Here is a 19,591-nt window from a genome sequence, read left to right as displayed (position 1 = left end):
GATCAGGACGAATAATCCTTGCGCAGCTCTACTTTCACGACCTTGCCGCTGGCGTTGCGCGGGAGTTCCGGCACGATCACCAGATCCTTGGGGTGCTTGTAGCGGGCCAGGTTCTCGTTGAGGAACGGCTCCAGCTCCGCGAGGGTGAGCTCGGCGTCGGGGTCGACCAGCGCGACGACGGCGACCGGCACCTCGCCCCACTTCTCGTGCGCGCGAGCGATCACCGCGGCCTCGCGGATCTTGGGGTGCCCGAAGAGCACGTTCTCCACCTCGGCGCAGTAGATGTTCTCGCCGCCGGAGATGATCATGTCCTTCTTGCGGTCGACCACCCAGACGAACCCCTCCTCGTCCGTGCGGACCAGGTCGCCGGAGTGGAACCAGCCGCCGGCGAAAGCCTCGGCGGTGGCCTCGGGCTTGTTCCAGTAGCCCTGCATGAGAGTCGGTCCGCGGTAGACGATTTCGCCGACCTCGCCCGGCGCGACGTCGTTCATCTCCTCGTCCACGATGCGGGCCTGGATGGTGGGGATCGGCTTGCCCACCGAACCGAGCTTGCGCAGCGCGTCCTCGCCCTCGAGCACGCAGGTGATCGGCGACATCTCGGTCTGGCCGAACACCGCGACGTTGGCGGCGTTCGGGAAGCATTCCGCCATGGCGCGCAGCACCGAGTCCGAGGCGGGCGCGGCGCCCCAGCTGAGCATGGTGAGCGCGAGCTTGCGGTCCTTCACGGTGGGCTCGGCGCAGATGGCCTGCCACTGCGCGGGCACGCAGAACGCGGTGGTGGCCTGTTCCTTCTCGACGGCGTCGAGGAACTCGGTGGGATCGAACGCGCCGAGGGGGTGCAGCACGGTCTTGCCGCCGAGCAGGAAATACGGTGCGAGACTTCCGAGTCCGGCGATGTGGAACAGCGGCGAGGTGCAGAAACCGATGGACTCGGGGCCGAGGTTCATGGCCCGGATACAGGTCAGCGCCTGCGCGTTCATGTTCGCGTGCGAGAGCACGGCGCCCTTCGGGCTGCCCGTGGTGCCCGAGGTGTACATGATCAGCGAAGGGGTGTCCTCCGGGATGTCCAGCGGCGTGTGGGGCGTCCCCTCCTCGGCCAACACGTCGTCGTATCCGAGCACGCCCTCCGCGCTCTTGCCGCCGATCACGACGCAGGTCTCCAGCACGGGCGACTGCGCGAGCACGGCGGTGGCCAGCGGCTGTAGCACGGTGTCGGTGATGATGGCCTTGGCCCCGCTGTCACCCACGATGTAGGCGACCTCGGGCGGGGTGAGCCGGAAGTTCACCGGCACCGCGATGGCGCCGAGCGCGTTGATGCCGAAGACCGCTTCGATGTATTCGGGGTAGTTCAGCGCGAGGATGAGGACCCGATCGCCGAACCCGACGCCACGCCTGGCCAGCGCGTCGGCGAACTTCTGCGAGCGCTCGTGCAGCTGCTGCCACGTCGTGTCCACACCACGGAACCGCAGGGCGACCGCGTCCGGGCGCATCTGCGCGTGGGCGGCGATCTGGTTGTTCCAGTGGTTGCGCCGCGACCTGATCGGCTCGTCGAGCGCCTGTGCACCGGTGGTCATGCCACGTACTCCTCTCGGACCGCCTACAGCGTCCGCCGGGGTGGCCGACCGCCAGGGCGGGCTGAATTGAGACGAGAATAACAACTAACTTAATCGCGCGGCAAGAGATCAAGAGATGAATCATCGTTAATTGACTCAGTGCCGTGGCGCTCGTCGCAGAAGCGCCGCCATCTGCGCTTTTGGGCGGGCGCAGCGCCCTCGAGGGCGCTATCGAACAGCACTGCGGCTGTTTAGCTATGCGAACGGCGACTCACTTACCAGTTGTACGTGAGTCGACCCTCATGTCACGATCGTCCTGTCGGGACGGACCGGCACGCGTGGCGCGCCTGCGCTGGGACAAGCCGTCGCGGTGGGACAGAACAGCGGTGCGCGATCCACGGACGCCGCCGTCATACGGAGGAGAGCGCAATGCTGCGGACCAGGTTCACCGAGGAATTCGGGATCGAGCACCCGATCGTGCAAGGCGGCATGATGTGGGTCGGCCGGGCCGAACTCGTCGCCGCCGTCGCCAACGCGGGCGGACTCGGTTTCATCACCGCGCTGACCCAGCCCACCCCCGACGATCTGCGCAGGGAGATCGAGCGCACCCGCGAACTGACCGACAAGCCGTTCGGCGTGAACGTGACCATCCTGCCCTCGATCAACCCGCCGCCGTACGCGGAATACGTGCAAGCCATCATCGAAAGCGGCGTCAAGATCGTCGAGACGGCGGGCAGCAATCCGGAGCCGTTCCTGCCGTACTACAAAGAGGCGGGCATCAAGGTGCTGCACAAGTGCACCAGCGTGCGGCACGCGCTCAAGGCGCAGAAGATCGGCGTCGACGGCGTGAGCATCGACGGGTTCGAGTGCGCGGGTCATCCCGGCGAGGACGACATCCCCGGCCTGATCCTGATTCCCGCCGCGGCCCGCGTGCTGGAGATCCCGATGATCGCCTCCGGCGGCATCGCCGACGCCCGCGGCCTGGTCGCGGCGCTCGCGCTCGGCGCGGACGGCGTCAACATGGGCACGCGTTTCCTGTGCACCGCGGAGTCGGCGATCGACCAGAAGGTCAAGGAACAGATCGTCGCCAACAGCGAACTCGACACCCAGCTGATCTTCCGCACCATGCGCAACACCGCGCGCGTCGCGGACAACGAGATCAGCCGCAAGGTGGTCGAAATCGAGAAGGCGGGCGGCACTTTCGAGGACGTGCGCGAGCTGGTCGCGGGCGCGCGCGGCCGCCGCGTCTTCGAAGAGGGCGACCTGGACGCGGGCATCTGGTCGGCGGGCTTGGCCCAAGGCCTGATCCACGACATCCCCACCTGCGGCGAACTCATCAGCCGCATGGTCTCCGAGGCGGAACAACTCATCACCGCCCGCCTCGCCGACGTCGTCGCCTGAGGTCGGGCGAAATCGACGGTAGTCGGATGGCGATAGCCAGGCCGTCGCGCGGCAAGCGCCGCCAAGCCGCCGACACCGCGCGGATCGCTGTGCTCGAACGCCTACAACGGGCAACGGTGCCACTCAGCGCATTTGGACACCGTGCGCGGCGAACGGCATTCTCAGCGCGAGGGGTTGCGGGTGGCGCGGGCGGTGACCGCGGCGTGGTCGTGGCCCGCGACGATCTCGATGTCGTCGGGGAGGGCGTGTAGGCGGTGGATGACGGCGAAGGCGGCGTCGCGGTCGGAGTCGAACAATTGGCCTGGCATGGGGGCCTTTTCGCGTAGCAGGTCGATCTGGAGCTTGCTCCATACGGCGTCGCCCGCGAGCAGGACGCGGGTGCCGTCGTCCACCGCGAGGAGCACGCCGATGCTGCCCGGGGTGTGGCCCGCCAGGTCGAGCAGCAGTACCGAACCGTCGCCGAACAGGTCCTTGCTGCGCGGGAAGGTCAGCACCGGAGGGCCGTCGAGTTCGAAGGGGTCGAAGGTGCGTCCACGCAAGGGGCCGCGCGCCACGCCGACCGGTGCGTGCGCGCCGAGCATGGCCCACGCGTATTCGGCGGCGGGCAACCGGACGGGCACCTCGGCGGGCAGCTCGAGCAGGCCCGACACATGATCCCAGTGCAGATGGGTGGGAATCACGAAATCGATGTCGCTACCCGCCAAGTCGCGCGCCGCCAGCGCGTCGGACAGGCCGAGCACCGGCTTGTCCGGCGCGACGAACAGCGGCACCGGGAACGGCAGCTCGGGTATCACGCGATCGTGCACGCCGGAGCACAGCGCCGGGTCGACGATGAACCTCGCCTTCGGGTGCTCGATCAGGAACGCCGACATGATCAGCGGCAGCTCCCGCAGGCTGCGCACCCCCTCGGCGACGATGGTCTCCGGTGCGGTCATGTCGCCCTGGGCGAGCACCGTCAGCCGGACGGTCGCGGTGGGGCGCGGCGGCTCGGCGACGGTCAGCCGGGCCAGCAGGTCGGTGTCGGGGCGGCGGGGGCGCAACAGCTTGCCCGGGGTCGCGGCGAGCGCGGCGCAGCAGCGCAGCACGGTGGGCAGGGTCGGCGTCCGCTCGGCGCGCGTCGCACGGTCGGGTTCGAGCACGGTTGTCACGGTAGGGGATGGGCCGGTTTCCGGAAAGCATCCGGGCGACACGCGGGGGCTGCGAGAACTCTTGGCGTGTCGCCAAACGCGCAGGCGAACAGCGGAAAACGGACGTTTTCCGGCCTCTTCAGGTACGGCATAATCGCGGGGGTACCGTTCCCGGGCCGCGAACCGCCGGGAGACGGGGAGGGAGGACGAGATGCGGCCCAGTCAGCCGGACGGGCAAAGTGATACCACCGGAAACGGCCATACCGGCGTGCGCGATCGACGTGCCGCGCTCGCCGACGCCGCCGTCGTGGCGATCGCCGAGTTGCTCGGCGTCGCGCCCGCCGCGGTGTCCACCCGCACGCCGTTCGCCGAGCTCGGGCTGAGCTCGACGCAACTGGCGCGGCTGACCGCACAACTCGAGGACGCGATGGGCGTCGAGGTGTCGCTGGAAGCCGTGTACGACCACCCCGATATCGAGCAGTTGGCCGAGTTTCTCGCGATGCGATGACCGCACGCACTCCGTCCACCCAGCCATCGGTCGCCATCGTCGGCATGGCGTGCCGGGTGCCCGGCGCCGCTGGTCTGGACGAATTCTGGCGACTGCTGACGGCCGGGCGCGATGCCACCGGCGATCCACCTCCGGGCCGGTCGGTGACCAGGCGGGCGGGCTATCTCGACGACATCGAGTGGTTCGACAACGACTGGTTCGCCATCTCCGCCCGCGAGGCGGCGCTGATGGATCCGCAGCAGCGCGTCGCGCTGGAGGTCTCCGTCGAGGCGCTCGACGACGCCGGGATCGGCTATCGCACACGGGGTTCCGATGCCGCCGTGGTGTTCGGCGCGTGCGGATACGACCACGGCGTCACGGTGCTCGGCGGCGGTGAACAGGACGCGCCGTACGCGGTGACGGGTTCCGCGCTCAGCATCATCGCCAACCGGCTGTCCTACGCGCTCGACCTGCACGGGCCGAGCCTTGTGGTGGACAGCGCGTGCTCGTCCTCGCTCGCGGCGGTCGACATCGCGCTGCGGCTGCTCGCGGACGAGACCGTGCCCTTCGCGATCGTCGGCGGCGTGAATCTGACGCTGCTGCCGCACACCTCGGACTACCTGGCCGAGAGCGGATTCCTGGCCGAGGACGGGCGCTGCAAGCCGTTCTCCGCGGCGGCCGACGGCTACACGCGCAGCGACGGGTGCGGCGTGCTCGTCCTCCAGCGCACCGCTGACGCGCGGCGCGAGGGAAACCGCGTGTACGCCGAGATCCTCGGTGCGGCGGTCGGTTCGGACGGCCGCTCGAACGGCCTCTACGCGCCGAACGGACGCGCTCAGCGAGAGACCGTGCGTGCCGCGTGGTCTCGCGCCGGACTCGACCCGCGCCGCGCGGGTTACATCGAATGCCACGGCACCGGAACGGCTCTCGGTGACGCGGTCGAGGTCGGCGCGTTGGCCGCGGTGCTCGGCGGCGGGGACACCTGGATCGGTTCGGTGAAGTCCAATCTCGGCCACCTCGAGGCGGCGGCGGGCGTGACCGGGTTGATCAAGACCGCGCTGTCGATCCATCGCGGCGTCATCGCACCGACTATTCATTTCGACATTCCGAACCCGCTGCTGAAGTTGGCCGAGCGCGGACTGCGGGTGCCCACGGAGCCGGTCGACTGGGCGGCCGCGCCGGAAGAGCGGCTGGCCGGGGTCAGCTCGTTCGGATTCGGCGGGACCAACGCCCACGTCGTGCTGCGCGGGTATCCGGAGTCCGCGGCGTCGCGAGGTGACGAGCCGCCGGTACTGATACCGGTGACCGGGCGCGACGTGGCGGATCTGCAGGTTCAGGCGCTGGCGTTGGCGCAGCGGTTGGATTCGGAGGGTGAGTTCGCCTCGAGTCGCGGCGATTCGGTGCGCGACTCCGTAGCCGGGTGGAATTCGGAATCCGCTGGGAAGACCGGCATTACGGGGCTTTCGGACGGAGCGGCCAAGCGCTCACCCGGCCGCGAATCCCCCAGGGATACCCCGCCGGAACTCGACGGCACATTCCCCACGGCTACCGGGGCGATACTCGACGGCGAGCCCCGCACGGCTACCCGGCCAGTACTCGACGGCGAGCCCCGCACGGCTACCCGGCCAGTACTCGACGGCGGATCACCCACGGCTGCCGCGCCAATACTCGACTGCGAATTCACCACGGCTGCCTCGCCGGTACTCGAGGGCGAATTCCCCACCGCTACCCGGGCGGTACACGACAGCACTTCCCCCACGGCTGCCCCGCCGGTACTCGACCATGAATCCCCCACGGCTACCCGGGCGGTACACGACGGCGGATCCCCCACGGCTATCTGGGCGATACGCGACGGCGAATCCCCCACAGCCGTCACTCCGGTACTCGGCCGCGAATCGCCCACGGCCGCCCGGCCAGTACTCGACGGCGAACTCCCCACAGCTAACTGGGCGATACTCGACGGCGAATCCCCCACGGCCGCCCCACCGGTACTGGACAGGGTAGGCGCGACGGCTGACCCACCGGTCCCGGGCGGAGTAGCCTCGACGGCAGACGCGACCGAACGGACGGCGCGACCATGGCCGAGTGGATGGTGCCGCAGTTCCGCGACCGCGATCGCGGAAACCGCGACATCCGAGCGCATTCCCGTACCCGAGCCCACCACACGCGCCGCGGGCAGAGATGAAACCACCGCGGCGACTGGGTATTCCACTTCAACCCTTCGCCCACTCGCCGCGGCGGCGGCCCGATTACTGCCGGAGGACGCGCGCGCCAGCGTGATCGCGCACGACCGCGCGACGGCGGTCACCGCGTTGCGGGCGTTGGCGCGCGGCGAGAGCGGTCCCGCGATCACCGGTCCCGGCACGGTTCGGCGGCGCGGCGGTGTGCTGTTCCTGTTCTCGGGGCAGGGCGGGCAGCATGCGCGGATGGGACGCGCGTTGGCGGCGCGCTATCCCGTGTTCGCCCGTGCCCTGGCCGAGGCAGCGGACGCGATCGCGGGGCACGGCGGGCCGAAGGTGTGGACCCCGCGCTACGGGTTCGGTCTCGGCGAGGACGGGCGAGCCGCCACCGAACTGGTGCAGCCCGCGATTTTCGCCTACCAGGTGGCGTCTGCGGAGCTGTTGGCCTCCTGGGGGATTCGGCCGGACGCGGTGGCGGGGCACAGCCTCGGCGAGATCGCGGCGGCGGCGGTGAGCGGCGCGTTGACGCTCGCCGACGCGGCGCTGGTCGCGGTGCGGCGCAGCCGTGCACTGGCGACGCTCGACGGGCAGGGCGCGATGGCGCTGCTGGAGGCCACCCCGGACGAGACGGAGCGGCTGGTCGCGCCGGTGCGGGCCGAGGTGGCGATCGCCGCGGTGAACGGACCGCGTTCGGTGGTGGTGTCGGGGACGCCGCGCTATATCGACACTGTCGTGCGACGGGCGAAGCGCCGCGGCATGTTCGCACAGCGCATCGCCGTCGACTTCGCCGCGCACAGTCCTCAGGTCTCCTCCGTGCTGACCGAATTCATCGGCGCACTGGGCGATTTGGCGCCACGTACGCCACACACCCCCGTCTACTCCACGACACGCCGCGGCGCGGTGTTGACGACGGCCGCGCTGGACCGCGACTACTGGGCCGAGAACGCCTCGGGGACAGTCGAACTCGCGGCCGCACTGGAACGCGCCGCCGCGGACGGACTGGCGACGGTACTGGAACTCGCGCCGCACTCCGTCCTCGCTTCGGCCGCCCGCGAGTATCCGGAATTCCGCGCCGCCACGTACCCGATCGCCGATCGTGACGACGAAGCCGGGGCCTTCTTGCGGTGCCTGGCCGGGTTGTACGACGAGGGCCGTCCGCTCGACTGGTCCGCGAGCGGACCCTTCGTCGTTCCGCCACCGCGCAGGCGCTGGCGGCGCAGCCAATTCGACCTCGTCACGCGACATCGAACCGGTCGAGCGACAACGCCTTTCCGCACCGGCTCGCTGGAAGATCATGTGGTGCGCGGCGTTCCCACCGTGCCCGCCGTGCACTGGGTGCGCAGGCTGCTGCACCAAGCGAACAGCGCGGCGGCCGGGATGATCGCCGATTTCGTCGTCCACGAACGCACCGACCTGTCCGTGCTTCCCGAAGCCGTCTACCGCACCGACGACGCGAGCGTCCGGGTGCACGCGGGCGCGACGCTGCTCGCCGCGGCACGGCCCGCACCGGGACCGACCCCCGCGGACATCGTCGCGTGGATGCGCGCGGTCGACGCCAATCGCGCCGCCCAGCACCGGATGCGGACGCTCGCGGCAGGTTCGTTCTACGACGCGCTGCGCCGCAGGGGACTCGAATACGGTCCGCGCTTTCGTCCGCTGCGCGCCGTCGCCGCCGCACCCGGGCGCGCGCTCGGGCATTTCGATGCGGCCGAATTACACAGCGCCGCAACTTTGGACGGTTGCCTGCATCTGCTCGCCGCGGCCGCGGACGGCACGCTGCCCGACGGACTCGTCCCGCTGCCGATCGCCATGGATACGGCGTGGGTATCCACCGAGCCGGGGCGCGTGGTGGCCGAGGCGCACGCCGTCACCCGTGAGCGCACGGCGCGCGGTTTGATCGGCGACGTCGTCGGCACCGATCAGCACGGTGTGCCCGTGCTGGCGTTCTGCGGCGTGCGGGTTCGTTTCGCGGACGCGCGATCGGTGGATCACTTCCGGCACGACGAGGACTTCGGCGGCGAGGAGCGCGGAATCTTCCGCACCGAAACGTGGCAGCCGATCCTCGCCCCCGCGAGCCAGAGCTACGACCTGACGCGAGTACCGCCAATCAACACCGCGCACTACGCACCACACCCCAGGAACGATGCGACCACGGCGAACTCAACCAACGCCCCGCACTACGCCCCGCACCCGGGGAACGATGCGGCACCGCCGAACTCGGCCCACGCCCCGCACTACGCCCCGCACCTGGCGAACGATGCGACACCCGCGAACTCAACCAACGCCCCGTACTCCGCCCCACACCCGACGAACAATGCGACACCGGCGAACTCAGCCAAGAACCCGACCAACGATGCGACACTGGCGAAGGCAGCCAACGACGCGCACTCCGCCCCGCACCCGGGGAGGGATGCGGCACTGGCGAAGGCGGCCAACGACGCGCACTTTGCCCCGCATCAGGGGAAGGGTCCGGCACAGGCGAGCTCGGCCGACGTCGCGCACTCCTCGCCGGGCAATGAACCGGTACCGGCAAGTCCAGCGCGGAGGGGAAGCACATCCGGCGCTCCGCATCCGAGGCGCGCGCTCGTGGTGGGCGAGTCCGACCTCGCCGTTCGACTGTCCCGCGCGCTGGAGCGCACACTGCCGACCGAGCGGATCGCACGGGAACCCGACGCGGCCGGAGCCATCCTCGCGTCGGTGCTGCTGGCCCGGGACGCCGCCGACCGCACCGCGCTGGTGACCGTCTGGCCCGACGACGGCGGCGAACCCGGCACCTCCGCGGTCGGCCGAGTTCTGGACGTGCTGCAATGCGCGCAGTCCGATCCGGCGATCGGCTCGCTGACCGTCCTGCTTCCGCAACGAGCACGGCGCGGAAGCACCGCCAACGCCATCGCCGGGCTGACCCGGACTCTCCAGCTCGAGTCCGGCCGTCCGGTGCGGCTGGTCTGGACCGATACCGATCCGCGCACGCTGCCCCGGCTCGTCGAGCTGGTCACCCAGGACGCGCACCCCGCCGAACTCGAGGTGACCGCAGGCGAACTGGCGGTGCGGCGGTTCGTCCCGGCCACGCCGGACGCCCCGCCCATCGTGATCGATCCGGACGGAACCTACGTGGTGACGGGCGGTCTCGGCGCACTCGGCGCGGTCGCGGTGCGCTGGCTGCTGGACGCGGGCGCGCGCGACGTGGTCGTGTTGACGCGTTCACCCCGCCCGGTGCCCGCCGTGCTGGACGGCTCCGAGGATCACGTGGTCGTCGTCGGCTGCGACGTGGCCGATCGCAGCGACCTCGCGAACGCGCTCAACGACATTCGCGAATGCGGCTCCACCATCCGTGGCGTGATACACGCTGCGGGCGCGCTGGAGGACGCCGCCTTCGAGGACGTCGACGCGGACCAGCTGGCCAGGATGTTCGCGCCGAAGGTCGGCGCGGCCGCCGACCTGGTGGCGCTCACGGCCGCCGACCCCACCGATTTCGTGCTCCTGTTCTCCTCTGCCACCGGCGCTTTCGGCGCACCCGGTCAGGCGGCGTACGCGGCTGCCAACGCCGCGATGGACGCGGTTGCCGCCGCTGCGGGAGACCGCCGGGTGCTCAGCATCGGGTGGGGAGTGTGGGCGACGGGCCTCGCGGCGACGGCAGGCGGCGCGGAGCACCTGCGCCGTGCGGGCATCGCCGCCCTCGACGCGGAGCGTGGCGCGGCGATGCTGGCCAAGGCCTTGCGGTACCACGGACCGTATCTGCTCGCCTTGGACTACACGCCGACCGACGACCGGTCGCCGGTGGCGGCCCGGCTCCGCGAACTCCTCGGCGCACCGTCCTCCTTCGAGCGATCGCCGAATTCGGCCGGTGTATCGACGGCCCGCGGTAGCGACGACCCGATCCGCCGATCCGACGGCGTCGCACCGGCCGATCCGGAGTCGATCACCGCCGCCATCCGCCGCGTGCTGGCCGCCACCCTGGACCTGCCCGCCGAAATGATCGGCGCCACCGACGACTTCAACGATCTCGGCCTCAGCTCGCTGCTCGCCATCGAGGCGCGCCGCACGCTGGAGGCGCGGCTCCGCATCGCTATCTCGACAGCCGAACTCTTCCAGCACCCCACCATCGCCGCCCTCGGCGCCGCCCTCGCCGACCGCGTCGCCGCGAACGACAGCGAGGCATCGTGACCACCGAGCACCCCAGCCCGCTCGCCGCTCTTGCCGACCGGGTCGCCAGAAACCACTGCGAGGCACCGTGACTGCCGACTTCCCCAGCCCACTCGCCGCCCGCGTCGCGGCGTGGGCGGCGACCAAGCCCGATGCCGAAGCCTTCGTCGAATTGCGTTATCGCGGAACGTCCTGCTTCCCACGGTCGCTGACCTACGCGCAATTACACCGCGCCGCAGGCACACTCGCATCGCAGCTGCGCGCGACCACCGAACCGGGCGACCGGGTGGCGATCCTGTGCGCACACGGCCTGGACTACGTGGTGGCCTTCCTCGCCTGTCTCTACGCCGACCGCGTCGCGGTGCCGCTCTTCCCGGTCTCCGGCGCGCGCAATACCGCGCGGCTCGAGGGCGCGCTCGCCGACTCCCGTCCTGCGCTGTGCCTGCTCTCCCCTGGCGACGCGGTGACCGAGCCGAGCGTCGTCACGTCGCTCGGCCGCATCCACTACCTGCCCGACGAACTGGTGACCGCAGAGGCCTCGGACCCGGTGCTCGATCCCGTCGGCCGGGGTCCCGCGTACCTCCAGTACACCTCCGGCTCGACCAAGGCGCCCGCCGGCGTCGAGGTGACGCACGCGAATCTCGGTGCGGCACTCGCGCAGCTCTGGACCGCGGTGCCCGCGGCGCGACACAAACCCATCGTCACGTGGTTGCCGTTCTTCCACGACATGGGCTTGGTGCTGGCGCTGGCACTGCCGCTGTACTCCGGCGTGCTCGGCGTGACCATGGCCCCGGCGGAGTTCGTCAAGCGTCCGATCCGCTGGTTGCGCGCCTGTGCCGACTACCGGGCGGGCGTCACGGGCGGCCCGAATTTCGGTCTCGCCCTGGCAGTTTCGGGCACCACTCCGCGAGAGCGCGAACAGCTGGATCTCTCCGCCCTGGACGCCCTGCTCAACGGCGCCGAACCGATCCGCGCCGAGGCGCTGGAGCTGTTCTCGAAGACGTTCGCGGCCAACGGTTTCCGCCACTGCGCGCACACGCCCGGTTACGGCCTCGCCGAGGCGACGCTCTCGGTGACCATCGGTGATCAGGCCGCCGAACCCGTGACCCACCGCTTCGACCGGGCTCGTCTCGCCGAGGGCATGGCACTCGTCGACGAGACCGGCGCCGCCGGAGTTCCGCTCGTCGGCTGCGGCTTTCCCGCCGGACAGCGGGTCGCGGTGGTCGATCCGGCCGCCCGAACCGAGCTGCCCGCGACGATGGTGGGCGAGATCTGGGTGGCGGGCCCGAACGTCTGCGGGGGCTACTTCGGCAATGCCGCCGCGACCGAGGAGACGTTCGGCGCCACGCTGGCGGGGCGGCCCGAACGCTGGCTGCGCACCGGCGATCTCGGCTTCACGTTCGACGACCAGCTGTACATCGCGGGCAGGCTGAAGGACCTCATCGTGGTGGACGGCCGCAACCACTACCCGTCCGACATCGAATCGACGGTGACCGACCACGCGCCGGAAGTGCGCCCCGGCCACGTGACGGCCTTCGGCCACGACGACGGACGACGCGAGGACCTGGTGGTGGTCGCGGAGCTCGCGGAGCACGCCGCCGAAGCCGACGCGCTCGCGGAGGTCGCGCGGCGCATCAGGGCCGCGGTCGCGACGGCGCACGAGGTGATGCCGGGTTCGGTCGTGCTCGTGGAGCCGGGCGGAATCCCCAAGACCTCCAGCGGAAAACTACGACGCGGCGAATGTCGCAGGCTCTTCGGCGCGGGCAGGCTTCCGCACCTGGTGACGATCGGCCACCGGCCCGCGCCGTGAACCTCAGTCCTCGGTGCGGCCGAGGAGACGATCGGTCTCGCGCCGCTCCCGCTTGGTGGGGCGACCGGTGCCGCGGTCTCGGCGCGGCATGGTCGCGAGGATCTCGCGGGAGGGCGGGGGCGGGCTGCGGTCGATCAGGCACTGCGCGGCGACGGGAGCGCCGACGCGCTTGGTGATGACCCGCTCGACGATCACGATGCGTTCGACACCGCCCGCGCGGATGCGGATCTCATCGCCCGGCCGCACGGGCTGGGCGGGTTTCGCGGTGCTGCCGTTGACGCGGACGTGCCCGCCTCGGCAGGCTTCGGCGGCGGCGGACCGGGTTTTGAACAGGCGTACCGCCCAGGTCCAGGAATCGACCCTGGCCTGCGTCAAGGCAGCCTGTTCTCCCTTCGGCACCGGTTCAGACTATGCGTACATCCGCCTCGGCTCCAGCCGTGCACGGGCCGACGACGGACTTGCCCGAGGGTGACCCTTATTCCACGATGCGGCGAGCGGTGACCACGTCGTCCGGGCTCAGCGAGGTGTAGGACACCGGCTGGCCCGACTGGACCGCGTTGAGCAGCTTGCCGTCACCGGCGTACAGGCCGACGTGGCCGCCACCGTTGGTGATGACGATGTCACCGGGCTTCAGGTCCTGGAAGGCGACGGGGGCGCCGACGTGGGACTGCTCGAAGCTGGTGCGGGGCAGCTCGATACCGGCCTGCCGGTAGGCCCACTTCACCAGGCCGGAGCAGTCGAAGCTGGAGGGGCCAGCGGCGCCCCAGGAGTACATGGCGCCGACCTTGGTCTTGGCGGCGTCCAGAGCGATGTCACCCGGAGAGTTCTGCACCTCGAACGGGTTGGGCATCTGGAAGTTCGGGAACTGCGGCGCGGCGAGCGGCGCCTGCTGCGGGGCACCGGCCTGCGGCGCGGCGAGCGCCTGCTGAAGCTGCTGGTTGAGCTGCTGGACCGGCTGCTCGAACTCTTGGGGTACCGGAACATCGAAACCGCCGATGCCGGGGATGTTGATCGTGGCGGCCATCGCGGGCACCGCGGGCATCGCGCCAGTGGCGGCCACCGCACCCATAACGAGAGCACCCTTAACGGAATTCGGCAGTCGCGATTCCCGCTGCAAGCTGTGTTTACCCACCGAGCTGAGTCTCCGATCTTCCTGCTCTTCCACCGACCGGGTTAGCTGACGGGTTCGGGCCGGGAAGATCGGCCCTACCACTCCGGCCGTGCGGCCTTCGCGGATTCACCCCAGACGAACCTGTGGGTCCCCGGCACGGCAGGCGGATCCTGGTGGGCCGACTGCCGTTTAGGTGGTGACTCCATGGCGCCACTCCTCTTACGAAGCGACTCCCTCCACGAAGTCACGAAGAGATTACGATGTCGGAAGCGGTGTTGTCCAGCGCACAGTGCAGTTTTTCCAGCCCTTGTGAAAAATCACTGGACGACCGGGCGGAATGATGCCGAGGTGATCAGGTCACGGTCCGGTCTCGGCGGACTGCACAGTGTTACGAAGCGAGTCGGGCGAGTTCAGGACCGTGAGTCGCGCTCGGCGAGCGCCCGCTCCAGCTCCTCGATGCGCCGCCGCGCCTCGGCCAGGCCGACCTCGAGTTTGCCGAGCGCCATGACCAACGGGCCGACCGCGAGATCGGCGACCAGTTGCGGATCGTCGTAGCCCTGCTCGATGGCGACGAGGATGTTGGACCGGATCAGCCCGGCCTGGGTCGCTCCGGCGGGCACGGTCCAGGACTCGACCACCTCGGCGGTGGTATGGGGAGCTGGCTCCTCGGACATGACTCCTCCGTTCCCACGCGGGCCGTTCACCGAACCGCCCCAAGCGTAAAGACTTCCACGCGGAAGACAAGGACGAAATACCCCTCTCTACGACATCGAGTAGAGATAGGAAGATTCTTGTGCCCGAACGCGCTACGGTGTGTCGGCATGGACCCCGTGCGCAATCCGTACGCACCCGGCGCGGGCCAGCGCCCGCCCGAACTCGCCGGGCGCGACAAACAACTGACGGCTTTCGACATCGTGCTCGAGCGCGTCGCGCGGGGCAGGCCGGAACGCAGCGTGATGCTCACCGGCCTGCGCGGCGTCGGAAAAACCGTGCTGCTCAATCAACTTCGCTCGGCCGCCATCTCGCGCGGCTGGGGCACCGGCAAGATCGAGGCGCGACCGGATCAGGAACTGCGCAGGCCGCTCTCCTCCGCGCTGCACATGGCCACCCGCGCCATCGCCATGGCGCACCGCAATCCGGAGCGGGTCGACGACTTCCTCGGCATTCTCAAGGCCTTCGCGCTGCGAGCCACCGCGGACAAGGGCATGCGGGAACGCTGGCAGCCCGGCATCGACGTGCCCGCGGTCTCGGGCCGCGCCGACTCCGGCGACATCGAGATCGACCTGGTGGAGTTGCTCAAGGAGGCGGCGGGGCTGGCCAGCGACATCGGCGTCGGCATGGCGATCTTCATCGACGAGATGCAGGATCTGGGCGCCGCCGACATCTCCGCGATCTGCGGCGCCTGCCACGAATTGAGCCAGGACGGCGCGCCTTTGATCGTCGTCGGCGCGGGTCTTCCCCATCTTCCCGCGGTGCTGTCGGCATCGAAGAGTTACTCGGAGCGCCTGTTCAGCTACCACCGAATCGATCGGCTGGACCGGGAGTCGGCCGACCAGGCGCTGATCGCGCCCGCCGAGCGCGAGGAGGTGAAGTTCACCGAGGAGGCGTTGGACGCGCTGTACGAAAGGGCCGACGGTTACCCCTATTTCGTGCAGGCGTACGGCAAGGCGGCGTGGGATCAAGCGCCGGAGAGCCCGATCACCGCCGAGGATGTCGAGGTGGCCTCACCGGCGGCGGAGGAGGAGCTGGCGGTCGGATTCTTCGGCTCCCGCTATGAGCGGGCAACACCGGCGGAGCGGGAGTACATGCGCGCCATGGCCGACCTGTCCGGCGACGACGGCCCGGTCGCGACCGCCGCGGTGGCGAGCGAACTCGGTCGCAAACCGGCCTCGCTCTCGCCCGCGCGGGACGGTCTGATCAAGAAGGGGCTGATCTACTCGGCCGAGCGCGGCACGATCGGTTTCACGGTCCCGCATTTCGGTCGCTACCTGCGCAGCGTGTGATCGGCATATCTCCGCAGCGGCGGGAGCGATCCCCGGCAAACGGCGCATGGACGGCGATGCGCCCTCGCTCTCTATCAAGATCATTAGAAATCGGTAGATATCGATCGGCTCATATGCCTACCGGTGAGTAACCGACTTTCCTACACTCGAATGTGATTCTGATCACGTCCGAGGAGGACACCATGGCGACTGCCGCGAAAGTCGACGCCACCGAAGAACAGGCTCGCGCACTAGTCGAGGAATCCCGCGAGACCAGCTGGGCCAAACCGTCGTTCGCCAAGGAGATGTTTCTCGGACGGTTCCGGCTCGATCTGATCCACCCGTACCCCCGGCCAGGCGCGGAGGAGGCCGCGCGCACCGAGGCCTACCTGGCGCGGCTGCGGCCGCTCTGCGAGAGCATCGACGGCTCGGTGATCGAGGCCGAGGGTCGCATCCCGGACGAATACGTCAAGGGTCTCGCCGAGCTCGGCTGTTTCGGCCTGAAGATCCCGGAGTCCTACGGCGGCCAGGGCCTGACGCAGTACGGCTACAACCGCGCGCTGATGCTCGTCGGTTCGGCGCATCCCAGCCTCGGCGTGCTGCTCTCGGCGCACCAGTCCATCGGTGTGCCGGAACCGCTCAAGCTGGCGGGCACCCCCGAGCAGAAGGCCGAGTTCCTGCCCCGCTGCGCGGCGGGCGCGGTCAGCGCGTTCCTGCTCACCGAACCCGACGTCGGTTCCGACCCGGCCCGCATGGCCAGCACCGCGACGCCGACCGCCGACGGCGAGGCCTACGAGCTGAACGGCGTGAAGCTCTGGACCACCAACGGCGTCGTCGCCGAGCTGCTCGTGGTGATGGCGCGGGTGCCCAAGAGCGAAGGGCACCGGGGCGGCATCTCGGCGTTCGTCGTCGAGGCCGACAGCCCGGGCATCACGGTCGAGCGCCGCAACGCGTTCATGGGTCTGCGCGGCATCGAGAACGGCGTCACGCGGATGCACAACGTCCGCGTGCCGAAGCGCAACCTGATCGGCAGGGAGGGCGACGGCCTCAAGATCGCGCTGACCACGCTGAACGCCGGGCGGCTCGCCATTCCGGCACTGTGCACCGCCGCGTCGAAATGGTCGCTGAAGATCGCCAGAGAGTGGAGCGCCCAGCGCGTGCAGTGGGGCAGGCCGGTCGGCGAGCACGCCGCCGTCGGCGAGAAGATCTCGTTCATCGCCGCGACCACCTACGCGCTGGAGGCGGCGCTCGACCTCTCGGCGACCATGTGCGACGAGGACCGCAACGACATCCGCATCGAGGCCGCGCTCGCCAAACTGTGGGCCAGCGAGATGAGCTGCCGGATCGCCGACGAGCTGGTGCAGATCCGCGGCGGACGCGGCTACGAGACCGCCGCGTCGCTCGCCGCACGCGGCGAGCGGGCGGTCGGCGCCGAACAGCTGCTGCGCGACCTGCGCATCAACCGGATCTTCGAGGGCTCCAGCGAGATCATGCGGCTGCTGATCGCCCGCGAGATGGCCGACGCCCACATGGCCGCCGCGGGCGCGCTCGTCGACCGCAAGGCCGAGTTCAAGGACAAGGCCAAGGCCGCCGTCGGCGCCACCGGCTTCTACGCCAAGTGGTTCCCGCAGCTCGCGGTCGGCGCGGGCACCGTCACCGGCACCTACGCCGAATTCGGTCCGCTGGCAAGGCATCTGCGGTTCGTCGAACGCACCTCGCGCAAGCAGGCGCGCTCGCTGACGTACGGCATGGCGCGCTGGCAGGCCGGCCTCGAGTACCGGCAGAACTTCCTCGGGCGCATCGTCGACATCGGCGCCGAGCTGTTCGCCATGTCGGCGGCGTGCGTGCGGGCCGAAGCCCAGCGCGCCACCGGTGGGCCCGAGGGCCACGCGGCCGTCGAACTCGCCGACACGTTCTGCCGCCAATCGCGCATCCGGGTGCGCGAGCTCTTCGACGGGCTCTGGGAGAACACCGACGACGAGGACCGGACGCTCACCAGGGGCGTGCTGGACGGGCGGTACACGTGGCTGGAGGACGGCATCATCGACCCGAGCGAGGGCACCGGGCCGTGGATCGCCGAATGGCAGATCGGTCCGTCCACGGAGGCCAATCTGCTGCGGCCGTTCCTGCCGTCGACGAAGTCTCACGTGAGCCCGTAGCGAGGCGGGGCGTGCGCCCGGTGGACTGTCCCCGCCGGGCGTCATGCACATCTGCCGATGTATGGCGGATCCGCTAGAAGCCCGTAGATTTCCGATACTCGCGAAAGCGGTAGGGAAATCTACCGCGTTCTAGGAGGTTCGATAGAACGCCGGATACGGAGATCGCGAGCGGGACATCGATCAAGATCTACTCGTATCTAGCAATCGACCTAGTTTTCCGTAGATTCTCCGGCGAAGCCGCCGCGAGCCAGGCGGACATTCGCCTGGCGCGCGTCGAACGCGGCCTTCGTCCGGTCGTACCGACCGGTGTGATCGACCAGCGGCCTCGGTTGGACAACGTGTCCATAACGCCCGGTATGGACGGCTAACGGTGCGGAAATGGATATCGACATCCTGGCAAGACGCTCCGACCAGGTGCCCGCCGCAGGAGAATCTCATGTCGACCATCGCCCGCCGCGCCGCCGATTTCGACGGCCACCGTGTGACGGTGTCGGCCGATGACGGTGTCCCGATCTCGGTCCGCACCTTCGGCGCCGACGACGCGCCGTTCACCGTCGTGTTCGTGCACGGGCACTGCCTGCGCACCGAATCGTGGACCTTCCTGCGCGAAGAATTGACGCGCCAGTGGGGCGACGGCGTCCGGATGGTCTTCTACGACCACCGCGGTCACGGCGAGTCCGGCGTCGCCGACCCGTCGACCTACACCATCGACCAACTCGGCCACGATCTCGACGCCGTGCTGCGCACGATCGCCGCGACCGGCCCGGTGGTGCTGGTCGGGCACTCGATGGGCGCGATGGTGGTGCTCGCCTACGCCCGGCTGTTCCCCGAGGCCATCGGCACGAAGGTGCTCGGCGTCGGGCTGATCGCGGGCATCGCCAATGGGCTCAACGAGGTCGGCATCGGCAGGCTGCTGCACCGGTACGCCGTCACCTCGTTGCAGGCGGCGGTGGTGCGCGCGCCGCGGGTCATGCAGGCGTCGAAACAGTTCTCCCGCCGCATCTTCGAGCCGATCATGCGCGAGGCGAGCTTCGGCACGAGGAAGATCAACCCGAGGATGGTCGCCGTCGCCACGGCCATGCTCAACGAGACGCCGCTGCTGACCATGTCGAGCTTCCTCGGCTCGCTGATCACCTTCGACGAGACCGCGTCGCTGCACCGGCTCGGCGACATCCCGGCGCTGGTGCTGGCGGGCTCGGCCGACATCGTCGTGCCGTTCGCGCACTCGGTGTTGCTCGCCTCCCAGCTCACCAGCGCCGAACTGGTGCGGATCGAGGGCGCGGGCCACAGCGTCATCCTGGAACGCGCCGAGGAGGTCGCGTTGTCGATCGTCGCGCTGGTCAACCGCGCCTCGGGAACGATGACCACACCGGGGCCCGAGTACGCCGCGGCCAGCTGACCCGGCTCGAATGTTCCCCCTGCGGTTGCGAACCGCCGGAGGAGCCCGCACGCTGGAACCATCCCCCGATGATGCGGGCAAGCTATCCGCAAATCTGAGAATCCCGAATCGCACGAGCTTGTTCGGGAATCTTTCTGTACTGTGTTGTAGATCACGTTGTGTGGTGGGTCACACGACTCGGTGGTGTGCGGCCCTGGGGAGATCTCCGGAACCGTAGGTGCCGACCGGGCTCGCACGGC

Annotated in this window: 12 protein-coding genes and 1 riboswitch; of the genes, 7 read left to right on the top strand and 5 right to left on the bottom strand. The window is 69.7% G+C overall.

Annotation, left to right across the window (positions count from 1 at the left end; translation table 11 throughout):
* Positions 1-2: 2 nt before the first annotated feature.
* Positions 3-1,574: a fatty-acid--CoA ligase FadD5 gene (gene fadD5 / locus ABZV58_RS02275; RefSeq protein ID WP_354998362.1), complete on the bottom strand. Its 1,572-nt coding sequence runs from the start codon at positions 1,572-1,574 to the stop codon at positions 3-5.
* Positions 1,575-1,982: 408 nt separating this feature from the next.
* On the opposite strand from fadD5, the gene ABZV58_RS02270 reads away from it, so the two are divergent.
* On the top strand, positions 1,983-2,954 hold the full coding sequence (locus tag ABZV58_RS02270; RefSeq protein ID WP_354998361.1) for a nitronate monooxygenase: 972 nt from the start codon (positions 1,983-1,985) through the stop codon (positions 2,952-2,954).
* Positions 2,955-3,115: 161 nt separating this feature from the next.
* On the opposite strand, the gene ABZV58_RS02265 is transcribed toward ABZV58_RS02270, so the two are convergent.
* Positions 3,116-4,093 (bottom strand): MBL fold metallo-hydrolase, encoded by a 978-nt coding sequence (locus tag ABZV58_RS02265; protein ID WP_354998360.1) that lies wholly within the window; start codon positions 4,091-4,093, stop codon positions 3,116-3,118.
* 256 nt (positions 4,094-4,349) lie between these two features.
* Between ABZV58_RS02265 and ABZV58_RS02260 the strand changes: the two genes are divergently transcribed.
* From ABZV58_RS02260 to ABZV58_RS02250, 3 genes are all read left to right on the top strand, one after another.
* On the top strand, positions 4,350-4,589 hold the full coding sequence (locus ABZV58_RS02260; protein ID WP_354998359.1) for an acyl carrier protein: 240 nt from the start codon (positions 4,350-4,352) through the stop codon (positions 4,587-4,589).
* Positions 4,586-10,912 carry an SDR family NAD(P)-dependent oxidoreductase gene (locus ABZV58_RS02255; protein ID WP_354998358.1) on the top strand — a complete coding sequence of 2,109 codons (6,327 nt, stop codon included), beginning with the start codon at positions 4,586-4,588 and terminating at the stop codon, positions 10,910-10,912. Before ABZV58_RS02260 ends, ABZV58_RS02255 begins: the two co-directional genes overlap by 4 nt.
* A gap of 67 nt (positions 10,913-10,979) precedes the next feature.
* A complete protein-coding gene (locus ABZV58_RS02250) occupies positions 10,980-12,701 on the top strand; it encodes a fatty acyl-AMP ligase (protein WP_354998357.1) in 1,722 nt (573 codons plus the stop codon).
* Positions 12,702-12,704: 3 nt separating this feature from the next.
* On the opposite strand, the gene ABZV58_RS02245 is transcribed toward ABZV58_RS02250, so the two are convergent.
* From ABZV58_RS02245 to ABZV58_RS02235, 3 genes are all read right to left on the bottom strand, one after another.
* Positions 12,705-13,100 carry an RNA-binding S4 domain-containing protein gene (locus ABZV58_RS02245; RefSeq protein WP_354998356.1) on the bottom strand — a complete coding sequence of 132 codons (396 nt, stop codon included), beginning with the start codon at positions 13,098-13,100 and terminating at the stop codon, positions 12,705-12,707.
* A 76-nt stretch (positions 13,101-13,176) separates the two neighbouring features.
* Positions 13,177-13,770: an NlpC/P60 family protein gene (locus tag ABZV58_RS02240; RefSeq protein ID WP_354998355.1), complete on the bottom strand. Its 594-nt coding sequence runs from the start codon at positions 13,768-13,770 to the stop codon at positions 13,177-13,179.
* Positions 13,771-13,848: 78 nt separating this feature from the next.
* A riboswitch (cyclic di-AMP (ydaO/yuaA leader) is annotated at positions 13,849-14,018 on the bottom strand.
* A 204-nt stretch (positions 14,019-14,222) separates the two neighbouring features.
* Positions 14,223-14,486 (bottom strand): hypothetical protein, encoded by a 264-nt coding sequence (locus tag ABZV58_RS02235; RefSeq protein WP_354998354.1) that lies wholly within the window; start codon positions 14,484-14,486, stop codon positions 14,223-14,225.
* A 147-nt stretch (positions 14,487-14,633) separates the two neighbouring features.
* Here ABZV58_RS02235 and ABZV58_RS02230 point away from each other — a divergent pair, with 147 nt between their 5' ends.
* The 3 genes from ABZV58_RS02230 to ABZV58_RS02220 all read left to right on the top strand — a co-directional run bounded on the left by ABZV58_RS02230 (position 14,634) and on the right by ABZV58_RS02220 (position 19,352).
* A complete protein-coding gene (locus ABZV58_RS02230; protein WP_354998353.1) occupies positions 14,634-15,815 on the top strand; it encodes an AAA family ATPase in 1,182 nt (393 codons plus the stop codon).
* Positions 15,816-15,997: 182 nt separating this feature from the next.
* A complete protein-coding gene (locus ABZV58_RS02225; protein WP_354998352.1) occupies positions 15,998-17,953 on the top strand; it encodes an acyl-CoA dehydrogenase family protein in 1,956 nt (651 codons plus the stop codon).
* Positions 17,954-18,389: 436 nt separating this feature from the next.
* Entirely contained in the window at positions 18,390-19,352 is a 963-nt protein-coding gene (locus ABZV58_RS02220) for an alpha/beta hydrolase (protein ID WP_354998351.1), read from the top strand.
* The last annotated feature ends 239 nt before the right edge of the window (positions 19,353-19,591 follow it).

Origin of the sequence: Nocardia sp. NPDC004654 (assembly GCF_040609595.1) — a bacterium.
GTDB lineage: Bacteria > Actinomycetota > Actinomycetes > Mycobacteriales > Mycobacteriaceae > Nocardia.
This window is presented reverse-complemented; position numbering and strand designations above follow the sequence as displayed.